The organism is Coleofasciculus sp. G3-WIS-01 (genome assembly GCF_040223135.1).
Lineage (GTDB): Bacteria > Cyanobacteriota > Cyanobacteriia > Cyanobacteriales > Coleofasciculaceae > Coleofasciculus.
In genome coordinates, this window is sequence record NZ_JAVJZI010000154.1 from 1 (window position 1) to 16,242 (window position 16,242).

Genomic DNA, 16,242 nt, shown 5'->3' on the forward strand with positions numbered 1-16,242 from the left:
TGGGAAGCCACAAGGCACTTCTAGACTGAGGCGGGATTCCTCAGCACCAGTTGACAACGCTGTTCGGTCAACGTCTCCCACCTATACCCAACTGTCTCTTTTTTGAGATGTCAGGTTTTGTCGGGAATTTTAGGAACGGTAAAAAAGCATCTAAGAAACAACGTCGAGCTAACAGCAACAAGGCTCGTTGGTCATTTGCCGAATTACACGGCTTCATTGACTACAAGGCTGTGCTGTCTGGAAGTTTGGCTGTAAAAGTAGACGCTCACTACACTTCTGTGGCTTGTCCATGCTGCGGTCACACATCCAAAGAAAATAGACCCAACAAGGGTCTAACTTTTGTGTGTCAGCAATGCGGTTATACTCTCCATGCTGATTTAGTTGGCGCTAGGAATGTTGCACTTAGAGTGTTGCTCTCTCGGCAAGACTGGGAGAGTAAGGGGCGTTTTTCAGCCGTCCCTAATGCGTCGTCGGATGAAGGCAAAGCCGAACGCCTTTCGAGGTATTCGGAGCTGCGCTGGACGATAGATGCAATCTCCACCCTCGGTGAAACGGAGCCGTCAGGTGAAGTGTAGCAGGGTGGAGTCGTTGAAGCAATTCCTAAAGTATCTAAGCTTAGTTGGTTTAACTGCTGTTTTGACGGTGGTGTTGGCGTGGAGAGATTTTCCCAGAGGAATGGGAATTCATGAGGTGAATGCAGCTATTCCCAATACTTCAGCGGTTCAGGTTTCTACCTCCAATTCGGCTGAATTGGTGCAAGGGGGTTTACAAAAATACCAGTCGGGCGAATTTGCCGCTGCTGTAACCGCTTGGAAGCAAGCAGCGGATAGGTTTGCCAGTCAAGGAGATTCCCTGAATCAAGCCATGGTACTGAGCAATCTGGCGCTCGCCTATCAGCAATTGGGACAATGGACGCCAGCGAATCAGGCAATTGAGAAGAGTTTACAACGGTTACAAACCGAAAAGGCGAGTCGCGATCGCACGACAATTCTGGCACAGGCGCTGAATACCCAGGGGAAGCTGCAACTGGCACAGGGACAACCGGAACAGGCGCTGAAGACGTGGGAGGAAGCCACAGAAACCTATCACCAGGTGGACGATGAAATTGGGGTGGTGCGTAGCTTGATGAATCAGGCGCAAGCGTTGCGAGTTCTAGGGTTTTATCCGCGAGTGAAGACGACATTAGAACAGGTGAACCAACGGTTGCAAAATCAGCCGGATTCGGCGATTAAGGCGGCGAGATTGTTGAGTTTTGGCGATACTTTGCGCTTAGTGGGTGACTTGGACGAATCGGAGACAGTATTACAGAAAAGTTTAGCTATTGCCCAAAATTTAGAATTATCTTCAGGGATAACGGCGGCGTTTTTGAGCTTGGGGAATACGGCGTATAGTCAGGGAGAATTAAAGGCGGCGATTGATTTTTATCAAAACGCGATCGCGTCTTCTGTTTCACCCACGACAACCCTACAGGCGCAGTTAAATCAACTGCGTTTATTTATAGAACTAGAAAACTGGGCAGAAGCAAAAGCCTTAGCCCAGAAAATACAGTCCCAATTTACCAATTTACCGACAACTCGTAGCACGATTTATGCCAGAATTAATTTTAGCCAAAGTCTGCTGAAACTATGGCGTCATGAATCAGTGATTGTAGGGGCGGGTTTTACTTCTAACCTTCTAGAGGAAACCGCTAACGTAACTAAACCCGCCCCATTCCCAATTGTAGGGGCAGGTTTTACCAATCACCTTTCCGATAAAACCGCTAACGTAACTAAACCCGCCCCATTCCCCATCCTAGGGGTGGATTTGACTAATAACTTTTTTGGGAAAACCGTTAACGTCACTAAATCCACCCTGAACCCACAAACGGCGGCTCAAATTCTGACTATCGGAATACAGCAAGCAAAGGAATTAGGCGATCAACGGGCTGAATCCTACACCTTGGGTTATTTGGGTCATATTTACGAGTATATTCAACAATCGTCTGAAGCGAAAACCCTAACAGAACAGGCGTTACTATTAGCTCAATCGGTAAATTCTCCCGATATTGCTTATTTGTGGCAATGGCAGTTAGGACGACTACTGAAAGCCCAAATAGACCGAGGAATTGCCGATGATTCCGCTATCAAGAGCGCCGTTGCGGCTTATAAAGAAGCGATTCACTCTCTCAATTCCCTGCGGAATGATTTGGTGGCGACGAATTTGGAGTTACAGTTCTCGTTTCGAGAGAGTGTGGAACCGATTTATCGCCAACTGGTTAGCTTACTGTTGCAACCCAGTGATAAAGAGATTAATCAGGAGAATTTAGTTCAAGCCCGTGAGGTGATTGAATCGCTACAATTGGCAGAATTAGATAATTTCTTTCGCGAGGCTTGTTTAACGGCTCAACCAGAACCTGTTGACCAAGTTGATACTAATGGGGCAGTTATTTATCCGATTATTTTACCGGATCGATTGGAGGTAATTGTTTCGATCGCCAACCAACCACTACGACATTATGCGACTCCCTTATCTGAGGCGGAAGTGGAAGACGTATTAAATCAAACCCGCCGTTCTCTCAGACGTGTGGCGAGCGATCGCGAACGATTACCCCTGTTTAAACAATTATATAATTGGTTGGTGCAACCGATTGAGACAGAGTTAGCCGCTTCTGAGATTAAAACCTTGGTGTTTGCCTTAGATGGTTCGTTCAAGAGTATACCGATAGCAGCATTATATGATGGTGAAAAATATCTAATTGAGAACTATAGTGTAGCCTTGACTCCCAGTCTGCAAATCCTGGAACCCCAACCCTTAACCCGCACCTCCATCAAGGTTTTAGTTGGGGGATTGAGTGAAGCCAAACAGAATTTTCCCCCGTTACCGGGTGTCGAGTCGGAGATACAGCAGATTCAGGCGGAGATTCCGGCGCAGGTGCTACTAAATCAGCAATTTACCAGCGCTGCGTTGCAAAAAGAGATTAGTGCTGCGCCATTTCCGGTGGTTCATTTAGCCACTCATGGTCAGTTTAGTTCCAATGCTGAAGATACCTTTATTTTGGCGTGGGACGATCGCGTCAGTGTGAAACAATTGGCTGAAGTTCTTCAGGTGCGGGAGGACAGGAAACGTCAACCCATTGAATTGTTGGTATTGAGTGCTTGTCAAACCGCCGCAGGTGACAAACGGGCGGCGTTGGGAATAGCCGGAGTCGCGGTGCGATCGGGGGCGCGGAGTACGTTGGCGACATTATGGTCAGTGGATGACCAGTCTACGGCTACGTTGATGGTGAAATTTTATCAGGTATTGGCACAAGCCAATGTCACCAAAGCGGAAGCGTTGCGTCAAGCTCAGGTGGCGCTATTGCAGCAGTCGAGATTTAGAAATCCTTACTATTGGGCACCCTTTGTTTTGGTAGGAAATTGGCTTTGAAGAAGTTTGTAGTAAGGGCTTTAGCCCTATATTCTGGTCAACCTAATCTACAACCTAAAACAAGTGTGCCATAACCCACCCTATTGGCAGGTGTTACGCTTTGCTAAGACACCCGACAGTCTCTAACAGAGATAACCTGAAAAAAGGTGTATAATTAATTATTTGTATGAACTGAAGTTGAAAGCTAGTCTCAAGGATGCTCACTAGGGAGGCTTTACCCCTGTTTTGAATAAGTAGAGCAACTGAGCCTAAGTTTCCCGGATTGAACTAGAACTCTTGCTTTTCAGGGGTTTTAGTTGAAGAGGATAGGCAAAATAGTTTTCCCCTTTACCCAGGATGAATTTACCCCTCAGCGGATGCATCAATTTAAAAATTTGTTCGGATTAACTCTATTGGTTTGAGAAAAATATATTTCAGTCGAATGGATAATAGAGTGCTGACGCTATAACCATTCAACCCAAAAACCAGGCTCAAGATACGACGTAAGTTCAATTGTGATTAGGAGAGGATTATGGTTTGGACAAAACTCCCTCAGTCTGTTGTATTTTTCTCCGCTTCTGTTTTAGTAGAAGTGGGGATAATGCCTGGTTTCTTCATCGCAGCACAGGCACAGACTCAAACGCCATCTAATCGTCAGTCAAAACAGGTAATTTTTAAACCGAACCCAAGCCAACCTGCACCAGGGATAACCACAGGTGGAGGAAGGCGAAATGATGGGCAATGTTCAGGGGATCAAGGTGTTGCGGCAGATGCTAGCGCCGCTCAATCCCTGACGGTACTGGTACCCTCTGTCTTAGATAACCAACCGTTAAACGAATCAGAGCCATCGCCAGTTGGGGTGAATTTCCAGTTAACGGTATCAGAGAAACCCACATTTCTGGTTTATGTTCCACACACTTCTGCTCAAATCCTAGAACTAAGAATGGAAGATGAAGAAGGTCAGCAAATGGGTGAGAATGCCCAGCTTAATTTAACAGAAACACCAGGAATTTATAGTATTAGTTTATCTGAAAATGCGCCGCCTTTAGCAGTCGATAAAGATTATAAATGGTTAGTGTCAATGACTTGCCAAGTCGGTGATCCCAATGATCCCTTTGTAGAGGGATCAATCCGCCGCGTCTCACCGGATTCAATCTTAACCCGTTCATTAGATCAAGTGACCGATTTAGAGCAAGTGGCGGTGTTTGCTCAGGCTGGAATTTGGCAGGATGCGGTGGTCAATCTGGCGGCACTTCGCCAAACTCAACCGAATAACCCAGAGGTGGTATCAGCGTGGGAAACTTTGTTGCAATATGCTGAGTTAGAAGATATTACCCATGCACCATTGATATCAAATTTTGAAGACATACAGGTTAGTGAAAACAATGCCGAGGGGAAGATGAATAGACAACAAAAGGAGTAATGTGGCAATCGAATGGTATGGCGCACCTAATTTCAATGGGACGCTCAATAAACATTTGGCGCTCGCCAAAACCGTTGATATACCGTAGGGTGGGCATTGCCCACCAGCCTCATCTGAGCGTGCCATTCCACCTAAATTGATCAATTAGCATCGTAGGGGCGCACCGACGTGCGCCCGGAAAACCACCAAGGTGCGCTGATAAAACCTGTAAAATCTATTCCATAATTTGAAGAGGGCGACCCGATCAAATTGAGTGGCTAAAGTTGTTAATTTAGGCAAGGGGGTCGCCCCTACGAGTTGTTAGCTTAGGGCGCAAAGTTCAACAAAGTTTTCTTTTCCGTGATGAAAAACGAAAGCTATCAAGGCAAACGACGATGAAACAATTGACAAACCCCTTTTGGATTAGCAGTGTTGTTTTTGGCTTTTGGGCAAATGTCACGACAGCATCGGCTCAAATTTTACCGGATAATACCCTTCCGGTGAATTCTCAGGTTACGGGATGTCCGGTTTGCCTGATTGAAGGGGGAACGGTGCGAGGAGTCAATCTGTTCCATAGTTTTGAAGAATTTTCTGTGCAGACGGGGGGTGAGGCATTCTTTAATAATGCTGTACAAATTGAAAATATCTTTGGTCGGGTGACAGGTTTAAAGGTTTCAGATATTGATGGATTGATTCGCGCAAATGGCACGGCAAATCTATTTTTAATTAATCCCAATGGGATAGTTTTTGGGGCAAATGCACAGTTAGATATTGGTGGGTCGTTTGTCGGGTCTACAGCCAACAGTTTTACCTTTCCCAATGGCAGTGAATTTAGTGCCACCAATCCTCAAGCACCACCGTTATTGACGATTAATGTTACGCCAGGATTGCAGTATGGCACGCCACCGACGGGAGATATTAATCATCAGGGAAATTTAGCGGTGGAGTCGGGACAAACTCTGGCGTTATACGGGAATCAAGTGACAAGTACAGGTTCTCTGGTGGCATCAGGGGGAACGGTGATGGTGTTAGGGGAACGGGTAGGATTATTGGATAATGCCCGCATTGATGTGTCCTCACAAACGGGTGGCGGTACGGTATTGATTGGCGGCTCCTTTCAGGGAAACGGTGATGTTCCCAATGCGGCAAGAACTTTTGTGGGGAAAGAGGTAACAATTAATGCCGATGCGACCTCCCCTAGCCCATCATTAAGTGGGGGAAGTATAGATGGGGGTACGGTGATTGTTTGGGCGGATGAGGTAACGGGATTTTATGGCAATATTAACGCCCGTGGGGGAGCTAATGGGGGAAATGGGGGATTGGTTGAGGTATCGGGGAAGCAACATCTGATATTTCGTGGAAACGTGGATACCAGTGCAGTTTTTGGGTTAGCGGGGACGTTGTTGCTTGACCCGACAGATATTCGGATTGCCAATGGTAATGGGGATAGTGGGGTTGATGGTGAGGATAGTTTTGCCGGGAATAATTCGGGAGTAACGGGGGCGATTCTGAGTACGCCGTTGAGTGAGATTGATGATACAGCACCAACGACGATTTATGAGTCGGAGTTAGAAGGATTGGCGGGGGATACGAATGTTGTTTTACAGGCGACTAACGATATTTGGATTGAGGATTTAGCGGATGATGCTTTAGAGTTTGCGCCTGGGAGTGGGGGGATTGCATTAACGGCTGATGCAGATAGTGACGGGGTGGGTGCGGTGGTTATGGAGGACACTGGCGGAGATACCCTCAAAACCAATGGGCGGGATATTGTTATTAATGGTGCGAGTTTGACGTTGGGGAATATTAGCACCTCTTTAGTTACTGGAGGGGCAATTAATTTAAAAGCAGATGGTAATATCTCTACTGGTTCTTTGAACTCCTCCTCGTACTCGGACTTTAGGGATACCCAGAATGGGGGGGCAATCCGCTTGAGGGCGGGTGACGATATCACTTTTGGAGATAACTCAGATGTGAACTCTGGCTCTATCTCTTCTGGCAATAGCGGAAATGGAGGAGAGATCCACTTGAGTGCGGGTGGCGATATCACTTTTGGGTATAGCTCAGATCAAAGCTCCTATGTGAGCTCTATCTCTATTGGCAATAGTGGAAATGGGGGTGAGATTCGCTTGAGTGCGGGTGGCGATATCACTTTTTTTGGGGATTGGTCACAGGTGGAATCCTTCTCAATGCCTTATGACGAATCTTCTGCTGATGGCAATGGTGGAAATGGCGGGGCGATCAGTTTGAGCGCAGGCAGTAATATCAATTTTTTTGGGGATTACTCAAGGGTGTACTCCTACTCCGACTATTTTTATGGCAATAGTGGAAAAGGGGGTGAAATCCGCTTGAGCGCGGGCAGCAATATCACTTTTTCTGGGTATGGGTCAGAGATAGCCTCTAGTTCGCGCTCTTATTCGGGGAATGCAGGAAATGGGGGTGAGATCCGCTTAAGTGCGAGTGGAGATATCACTTTTGATTCCGTGTATATGTCCTCCGATTCTTCCTCTTATTCGGGGAATGGGGGGAATGGGGGAGCTATTTCTCTCTCCTCTGACTCCGGTGATATCACTACCAACGGTTCTTTGAACTCTTACTCTTACTCTGGGAATGGGGGGGCGATTTCTCTTTCCTCTAACTCCGGTGATATCAATACCAACGGCGAATTGAACTCGTACTCGTATTCGGCTTCTGGGAATGCTGGAAATGGGGGAGAAATTTCCCTCATCGCTAGAGGTGGCGATATTATCGGAAATTCTCCTAACTCACTCGTGGCTTCCTTTGCCCTCTCTGAGGAAGGAAAAGCAGGAAGCGGTGGAAACGTGACGGTGGCAGCTCAAAATAACATAACGAACCTGGAAATCTTAACTCTATCATCTTCTGCTCAAGCTGGAGATGTTGCGATAAAGGGGTTTGAGGATTTATCCGTGACGAATACCCGTATCCTAACTAGCAGGCGGGTAGAAGTGATGAACCAATGGTCTGGTAAAACCATAACCTTGGAAGTTGGTGGTCAAGGAGAATCCGGAGATGTCATTGTCACCAGTTTAGGCGATCTCACATTCAACGATAGTTCTATTGAAAGTGACACCAACGGTAGCGATAATGCTGGGAATGTCACCCTAACCAGCCCAGGTATAGTCACGTTCAATAATAGTCAAGTTATTAGTAATACCAGCAACATCGGCAAGGCAGGAAATATCGCAATTAATGCCGGAAGTGGAATAACCTTCCAAGGTTTGTATTCCTACCAGGACACACCTCAACGCGGTGGAATATTTGCAGGAACTACTAACTTTGGTAATGCCGGAAGTATTACCCTCACCACCCCGGAATTAACTCTGCAAAACGGTGCCAACATCGCCACTACCACGGAAAATATTGGCAGTGCTGGAACTATTACTCTTCAATCCCATCCGAACGGAGAAAACCTCAATATTAACCTTGAACAGGATACTGCCATTTCTGCTTCCACCTCTAACCAAGGAATCGGAGGCAACTTAACGATCATAGCTCCCAACGCCGTAACGATTCAGGGACAAGGAACCATTACCACAGAAACCCTCGGCGCAGGTGATGCTGGCAATATTCAGATTACCAGCAACAATTTAGACATACAACAAACAGAACTGTCCACCTCAACCACAGGAACAGGAGACGCCGGAAACATTACCTTAGACACCTCCACCTTAACCGTTGCTAGGGGAGCAAAAGTTTTTGCCTTCACCAACGGTAGTGGCAATAGTGGCATCATTACAGTTAATGCCCCTACTGCTGTGAATCTCGGCATTGGTGTGGATGATTTTTCCCCGGTTCTGTCTGTAGAAACCAATAACGCAGGCAAAGCTGGAAGCATTATTATTAATACCCCCACTTTAACCCTCTCCGACACTGCCCGAATTACCGCAACCGCCACCGATACCGCCACTAATACAGAGGGAGGTGGCAGTATCACCTTAAATGCGTCCACCATGAATTTAGCCGGAATCGTGGGTGTCTTTGCCGAAACCGAGGGAAAAACCCCCGCCGGAACCTTAACCCTGAAACCTTATCAGGATCAATCAACTCTAGATATTACCCTAGCGCCCAACTCCCAAGTATCAGCTTCTACATCTGGAAGTGGCAAAGGTGGCGATTTAATCCTCAGTGCGCCGCAAGCGATTACCATTGCTGGACAGGGAAGGTTAGCGGTAGAAAGCAGGAGTACAGGGGATGCTGGCAGTGTATTAGTCACGACTCCTCAACTTACTTTAAAAGATGGCGTTGAACTGTCGGCGGCAGCTATAAGCAGTGGCAATGCAGGAGAAGTTCGTATCAATACCCAGCAGTTGAACCTGGAAAATGATGCAAAGATATTGGCATCAAATGTTTTCAGTAGCAGTGAAGGTATTATCCTAGAAGGGTTGGATACCTTGACAGTTAGCAACAATAGTGCAATATCCGCCTCGACTCAAACCGGTGAAGCGGGAAGCTTAACCATTAATGCTGACTCCAATCCCGCTAATTCGGTGCAAGTGAGTGATAATAGTCGCCTATCCGTTGCAGCCACATCCGCAGGCGGTAAGGCTGGGGGTTTGACAGTTAATACTCAACAGTTAACATTAAGTGAAAACTCGCAAATCTCAGCCTCCAACATTTCGGGTGTTAGCCAAGACATTATTTTACAGGAATTAGAGAACTTACAGCTTACTGACAATAGTGAAATATCGGCATCGACACAAACCGGAACAGCCGGAAGTGTCAGTATTAATTCAGGAGAAAATCCGGTTGAGTCGGTATCTGTAAGCAACAGTAATCTATCCGTTGCGGCTACTGGAGAAGGCGGTAAGGCTGGGGGGGTGACGATTAATACTCAACAGTTAACCTTAAGTGAAAATTCGCAACTCTCAGCCTCTAATATTTCTGGTGTTAGTGAAAATATTACCCTAGAAGGCTTAAACACCTTAACCGTAAACAATAGTCTGATTTCGGCATCAACTCAAACAGGTACAGCCGGAAGCTTAAACATCAATGCGACTGACTCTGTAAACTTAAACGGAGTAGGTGGTTTATCGGTTGCAGCTACTCAAGGCGGTACAGCCGGCGACTTAACTGTTGACACAACTCAGATGTCTGTCCGAGATAGAGCATCAGTAACCGTAAGTAGTCCCTCTGGACAAGCCGGAAATCTAACGATTCAGGCAAACTCCCTACAGTTAGACCAAGGTCAACTCACCGCAGAAACTGGAATCAGTGGTGTAGAAGGCGGGGCGAATATTAGTCTACAAAACTTAGACACGTTAATTATGACCAATGAAAGCCTGATTTCTGCCAAAGCCTCTGGTGATGCCAATGGCGGTAATATTGACATAGAAAGCATTTTTCTTTTAGTCCTACCCCCAGAAGGTATTAACGGTAGTGATATTATTGCTAGCGCTGAACGGGGTGATGGGGGTCGGATTACCATTACAGGTGAAGGCATTTTCGGCATTGAAGAACGTCCAGCTATTGAGGGAAATCGTACTAATGATATTGATGCCAGTTCTCAGTTTGGCAATCCTGGTCAAGTCATAACTAATGTATCCATTGATCCCAGTCGCGGACTGACTCAATTACCTAGCACTTTAGTTGACCCATCAGGACAAATTAACCGAACCTGTGCAGCTAGTAATCGTCAGAGTCAATTTACTGTTACTGGACGAGGTGGTTTACCTGAAAACCCAACGGATTTATTCAGTCCTGATTTGGTACAAGATGATTTTGGCACGGTGATAGCCAGGGAAGAAGATGAGGAAATAGAAGGACAAGCAGATGGGGAGAATTCTCCTATTTATCATCCTCCCAAGCAAATTATTGAAGCCCAAGGTTGGATTATTGATGAGCAGGGTAATGTTGTGTTGACAGCTAATGTTCCTAATGGAACGCCTCACAGCAGTTGGCAAAATTCCGTCAATTGTCAGGTTTCGGAAATGGCATACCCGTAAAAACATTGCCAATTCAGCACCTCTGCCGCTAGTACGGGAGGCAGAGCCTCTGCAAAGGCATTCCCAGGCAGAGCCTGGGAACGAGGGTAAGGAGGGTATCGGAAATTAATCTGAGGGGAACTGACGTAAATAAGAAAGTAAGGCTGCTATTTCTGGGGGAATACCAGTAAACCGAATACCAAAATGAGTCGGACTATCTACCAATTCTTCCACTACTTTTGCGTAAATATCCCCCAATCCCTTTGCTTTTCCTGTCCCGGTGACTAAATTAATCTTGAGATTACTGAACAATTCCACAGACTTTTTGGTGCGAATCTCAGCCCCATGAGTCGATAATTTGACAATCGCCCCCTGACAGACTGTCTCCCCCAAATGCTTCCCCTTTAAAACCGTATACTGGATGGGGATTCCTTGCCCCAACACAACAAAATCGGCTTCTGGTTTCGGCAAAAACAAATTAAAATATCCGCCAATTCCACCAATTTCATAAACCGTAATTGGTTCGGTAAATCCTTTGGGGTGGACGTGCAATTCCCCATCCACTCTGAGAATTGAACCTACCTGTTTCAACAAATCCTGAGAAATTAAAACTTGTCCGCCAACGGTATAGGATTCAATCCGAGATGCTAAATTAACCGGACTCCCCATTACCGTATATTTTGCCCGTTTTTGGGAGCCAATATTCCCCGCCAACACTTCCCCCCCATGAATACCAATCCCCATTTCTAAAGGAGGCAAATTTAAGGTTTCATTGTACTGATTCACATCTGCCATCGCCAACTGCATCGCAATCCCACAAGCGATCGCGCGTTGGGAATCGTCCTCTCGTTCCATCGGCGCACCGAATATAACCAGAATCCCATCGCCCATGATCTCATTAATCACACCCTGATACTGGTCAATCACATCCGTCATCACTTCCAAGTAATAGTTAATTACCCTCACCCCCATCTCCGGTGACACTCGCTCGGAAATTGCCGAAAATCCCCTTAAATCAGAAAATAGAATTGTAACCTGGCGATTTTCTCCACCTAAGCGCAATCCCTGAGGCGTCTCCAGCAAATTTGCCACTACTGCATCGTTGACATAACGACCAAATATCCGGCGCATCTGACCTGCATTGTAAGCCAGATACCCCATAATCGCGATCGCAGACCCGATTAACCCCAGAATCGGCGACACCACGGGAATCCACCACCCATTCAGAAACGCCCAATAACAGCCACCAACCAAGCCACCGCCAACGAAAATCAGACTCACAACCTTAATCGGCGATCGCGCAGTCACACCCCCCCGATAGCGCTGTCCCCAGGTCAACGTCGCCCCGACTACCGCCCAAACCACTATCCACAAAATCTCCCAGGGTTCTGACCAAACCCGAATCAGAGGACGCCCTTCTAGCGCCGCACTCAGCATCTGACTGACGACATCTGCATGAATTTCCACCCCCGGTGATCGACTTACCAACCCGCGACTATAGGGGGTAAAAAAGTTATCAGCGACACTTTCACCCGTAATCCCAATCAAAATCACGCGATCGCGTCCCCAATCCTTTGGTATTTTTCCCTCTAGGACATCCGTGATCGAAATCGACTGAAAACCTTGCCTAAGATTGCGAAAATTAGATACTATCTGAAATCCACCCACATCTGTGCGGACATAGCCCCCATCATGCTGATTTAAACGGGTAAACACAGCTTTGCCCAACTGATATTGATTTCCCTCAGCATCTACTTCCTCAAGCGTAATTCCTTCAGCCTCTAAATAAATCAAAGCCAACATCGTACTAAAACTAGGGATAATTTCCCCAGATGGAGTTCCCAGAGACAGTAAACCGCGACGAACTTTACCATCACTATCTACCACCAAATCATTCGCCCCAATTTGACCCAATTCGTTCAATACTGGTGGTGGATTAACCGCCGTTCCCTCAGCATCTCCGGCTACCTTACGAATACCAATCAAATTCGGAGTTGATTGAAAAACCTTGACCAATTCCTGATACCCTGGCTCTACAGGTAAATCGCGATACAGATCCAAACCAATGGCTCTTGGCTGTTGTTGTTTAAGTATTGTTAGTAACTGGGCAAGCCTTTGATCGGATAGGGGCCACTTACCTATTTTTTGGATATCTTGCTCATTAATTTCAACAATCCCAATCCGTGAGTCCACCGCTTCGGCTGAACGCCAGCGAAAAAATTGATCCAGGGCGGCGAGTTCCAGTTCTTGCAGCCATCCCGCCCACCATAACCCGATGACGATTCCGGCTACACTGGGAGCAGCAATGAACACACCACGCCATTGCCAGAGTTGTTTTCTCAGGCTTGCCCACATAAACTCAATCGATCCACGCAAAGAGACAGGTTTAGCCGTAATCTTATCCTCTGCTAAACCGATTTGGCATCTAGAAAAGCTCAGGTGCATCTAAATAGGCAAGATTGACATCTTCACCGCCCTACAAGGACGGCGATTCCTCACCACGCCGTAGTAGGGGGAAAGGTTACCAAACCCCTACTGTCGCTGATTGGGGGTCAGGGGTGTGGAGTGTAGCGGTATGCCAATTAAATGTTTACAAATAGTTTACGCTGAGGGGTGTAACCCCTTTTTTTAGTACTTCGCTCTACCCGATCTCCTACCGATGCAGCGTTTTGCCAGGGCATTGACTATGAATACCACCTTAGCCTACAACTACCAATTTGGCGGATGCCTCCCCGCCGATTCTCCCACTTATGTGTGGCGACAAGCCGATGTTGAACTCTACGACGGGTTAAAGGCTGGGAATTTCTGCTATGTCCTCAACTCCCGACAGATGGGGAAATCTAGCTTACGGGTGCAAACCATGCGCCGCTTACAAGAGGAAGGATTTGCTTGTGCGGCGATTGACTTGACTAAGATTGGTTGCCAAAATCTGACCCCAGAGCAATGGTATGCTGGCTTAGTCCGTCGCTTGGTGATTAGTTTCGATCTCACCCAACAATTTAACTTACGTCGATGGTGGCGCGATCGCGATTTACTCTCCCCCGTACAACGCTTCAGTGAGTTTATTGAACGAATCCTGCTGCCGGCGATTCCCCAACGGATTGTTATTTTTGTCGATGAAATTGATAGTGTTCTCAGCTTAAACTTTCGCGTCGATGACTTTTTAGCCGCGATTCGCGCCTGTTATGATAGTCGCGCCGATTATCCCGCCTACCAACGCCTCACATTTGCCCTATTGGGTGTCGCGACTCCCTCGGAGTTAATGCAAGATAAGAATAGCACCCCGTTTAATATTGGTCGGGCAATTGAATTGACAGGCTTTCAATTACATGAATGTTTACCGTTAGCCCAGGGATTAGCCGCCAAAGTTAACTATTCCCCCGCCATCATCCAAGAAATATTAACCTGGACAGGTGGTAAACCCTTTCTGACTCAAAAGCTGTGTCAGATTGTCCTCCACCAAGCCGAACTCTCTCTTCCCACCAAGATTCCCCAGGATAAATCCCAGATTGGCGCGTGGATTGAACAGTTGGTGCGATCGCACATTATGGAAAACTGGGAAGCCAAAGATGAACCGGAACACCTGAAAACCATTCGCGATCGCCTTTGTCGCTACACCACCCGCGATCGCCTATTGCCTAACCGTTCCAGCACCCGTCAGCTATTAACACTTTACCAGCAAATTCTCGACCAAGGAGAAATCCCTGCCGATAATAGCCCGGAACAACGAGAATTACGCCTATCAGGATTAGTGGTGAAACAGCCAATCGGACAGAAGTACGCCCATCCTGTTCTGAGAGTCTATAACCGCATCTATGAATCTATCTTTAATCAGGATTGGGTGAGAAGAGTCCTAGATAATCTTCGTCCTTATCACTGTGCCATGACAGCTTGGTTTGCCAGTGGATGTCAGAATGAGTCCTATTTGTTGAACCGAAACCAATTACAAGAAGCCTTGGCTTGGGCAAAGGGGAAACGCTTAACTCCAAAGGAATACCAGTTCCTAAGTACCAGCCGTCAGCAAGCTATCGCCAGTTCTGATCAGGGAAACCGCGACACCCAGAAGCAATTAAATACAATATCTACAGTACAACGAACTCCAAAACCTACCCCTCCAGAATTATCGCCAACGTCTGTTCCTCGTTCTTTAAGTGCCGACGAGCAGATATTATATGATCATTTGCTCTATTGGATACAACGAGAATCTCCCCAGCAACTCATCGAACGCTTTGAGCAATTATTTATTAAAGCCAAAAACTACTCTGAACCTGATATTATCGCTGCCTTCCACCGAATTATCCTCGCCAATCCCCGTCATCAAGACTTTACCCATATTCTCAATCGTTGCTGTCATATCCTGATCAACCGTTGGCAAATGCAAGCTAATCAAGATCATGCGATCGCGCAATTGGTAGCATTATTTGAAAAACCCTTCCAACCTAGGGCAATTAGGGCGACGTCTGGACTATTAACGCGATTGCGACAACTCCTGGGAGAATTTACTCAAAGTGAAGACTATCAAACCCTACAACGTTTAGTCAAAGTTGTTGATCACACCGCAAATGTCGATCACCAAGACTCCAATCCCGCTTTAGGGCAATTGATTTGTCGATACCCCTATTTATACACCCACGCCTTGCTCAGTTCAGATAGTTCCTACGAACACCAGCAAACCATCCGCCACATTCAAACTCAACGTCAGTGGCAATTAGAAATGAATCTCTCTCAATATGTCACTTATTTGATCCGGCGAGTGCGACTAGCGTCCAGTAAAACCCCCACCCCAGACACCACTCTGGTTCAACCTGTACCCAATCCTACCCTGTTAAGCGATCGCGAACTCTATTTAGCCCTGAAGCAGTTTATGGGCAAAGTTGAAGGGGCTTATACCTACCGAGACTTAGCCCAAAGTTTCCTCAAGCAAAGTAATCAAACGCCCTCCTATCGTGCCTTTAAAGCCGATTTATATGAATACCTAACAGCAGCAATTGAACCAGCTTATGGAAAACATCAATTCAATCACCGTTTGGCTCAACACCTCAAAAACACCTTACCCGATAGCGACTCTAAGAAAATTAACGACTTTTTACTGCTGAGAACCTGTAGTCAATTACTGAGTTTCTTAGTCAGCAGTCCTCAGCATCCCAATCACTATCTCTTTGTCGATTTAATTTCTAATATGGGACCGATTCGCACAACCGGATTATTGCTGAAAATTATTCTTCTGTGTAGTAAAGTCAAGCCAGATTTAGAAAAGCGATTTTCGATTTTATTCACTCACTACGAACGTCAAACCATCAATGATATTTTTTGGTTAGTTCAATCTTTAGAAAACCTCAATGTTGCCTTTTTTGTTAATTTTGGCAATATGGATCTGTCGCGGATTCAAAAATAATTGTCATTTGTCATTTGTCCTTAGAATTATGGTACTCCGTTGGGGCGGGTTTAGTCACATTTGGGTGAAAACCGTCCCGTTAATGGTAAAACCCGCCCCTACACACAGACGCGCCATGG

At 46.4% G+C, this 16,242-nt stretch carries 5 protein-coding genes and 1 pseudogene; 5 read left to right on the forward strand and 1 reads right to left on the reverse strand.

All coding sequences use genetic code 11. The features are described from left to right. Positions 1 to 131: 131 nt before the first annotated feature. The 4 genes and pseudogenes from RIM23_RS15000 to RIM23_RS15015 all read left to right on the forward strand — a co-directional run. Positions 132 to 575: pseudogene (locus tag RIM23_RS15000) on the forward strand (zinc ribbon domain-containing protein); the annotation flags it as partial. Further along, positions 529 to 3,405: a CHAT domain-containing protein gene (locus RIM23_RS15005; RefSeq protein WP_446368025.1), complete on the forward strand. Its 2,877-nt coding sequence runs from the start codon at positions 529 to 531 to the stop codon at positions 3,403 to 3,405. The pseudogene RIM23_RS15000 and the gene RIM23_RS15005, both read left to right, overlap by 47 nt. Before the next feature lie 511 nt (positions 3,406 to 3,916). Beyond that, the gene (locus RIM23_RS15010; RefSeq protein WP_446368026.1) at positions 3,917 to 4,807 is read left to right on the forward strand and encodes a DUF928 domain-containing protein; all 891 of its coding nucleotides are present in this window, start codon (positions 3,917 to 3,919) and stop codon (positions 4,805 to 4,807) included. A gap of 374 nt (positions 4,808 to 5,181) precedes the next feature. Continuing rightward, the gene (locus RIM23_RS15015; protein WP_446368027.1) at positions 5,182 to 10,749 is read left to right on the forward strand and encodes a two-partner secretion domain-containing protein; all 5,568 of its coding nucleotides are present in this window, start codon (positions 5,182 to 5,184) and stop codon (positions 10,747 to 10,749) included. 105 nt (positions 10,750 to 10,854) lie between these two features. On the opposite strand, the gene RIM23_RS15020 is transcribed toward RIM23_RS15015, so the two are convergent. Next, on the reverse strand, positions 10,855 to 13,173 hold the full coding sequence (locus RIM23_RS15020) for a CHASE2 domain-containing protein (RefSeq protein ID WP_446368028.1): 2,319 nt from the start codon (positions 13,171 to 13,173) through the stop codon (positions 10,855 to 10,857). Positions 13,174 to 13,414: 241 nt separating this feature from the next. Here RIM23_RS15020 and RIM23_RS15025 point away from each other — a divergent pair, with 241 nt between their 5' ends. Then, positions 13,415 to 16,123, forward strand: coding sequence for an AAA-like domain-containing protein (locus RIM23_RS15025; RefSeq protein ID WP_446368029.1), 2,709 nt, complete (start codon positions 13,415 to 13,417; stop codon positions 16,121 to 16,123). Positions 16,124 to 16,242 lie beyond the last annotated feature (119 nt).

Excerpts from the sequence above, each read along its gene's own strand:
- RIM23_RS15005 (WP_446368025.1), top strand. The coding sequence starts at position 529 with ATGCAATCTCCACCCTCGGTGAAACGGAGCCGTCAGGTGAAGTGTAGC.
- RIM23_RS15010 (WP_446368026.1), top strand. The coding sequence starts at position 3,917 with ATGGTTTGGACAAAACTCCCTCAGTCTGTTGTATTTTTCTCCGCTTCT.
- RIM23_RS15015 (WP_446368027.1), top strand. The coding sequence starts at position 5,182 with ATGAAACAATTGACAAACCCCTTTTGGATTAGCAGTGTTGTTTTTGGC.
- RIM23_RS15020 (WP_446368028.1), bottom strand. The coding sequence starts at position 13,173 with ATGCACCTGAGCTTTTCTAGATGCCAAATCGGTTTAGCAGAGGATAAG.
- RIM23_RS15025 (WP_446368029.1), top strand. The coding sequence starts at position 13,415 with ATGAATACCACCTTAGCCTACAACTACCAATTTGGCGGATGCCTCCCC.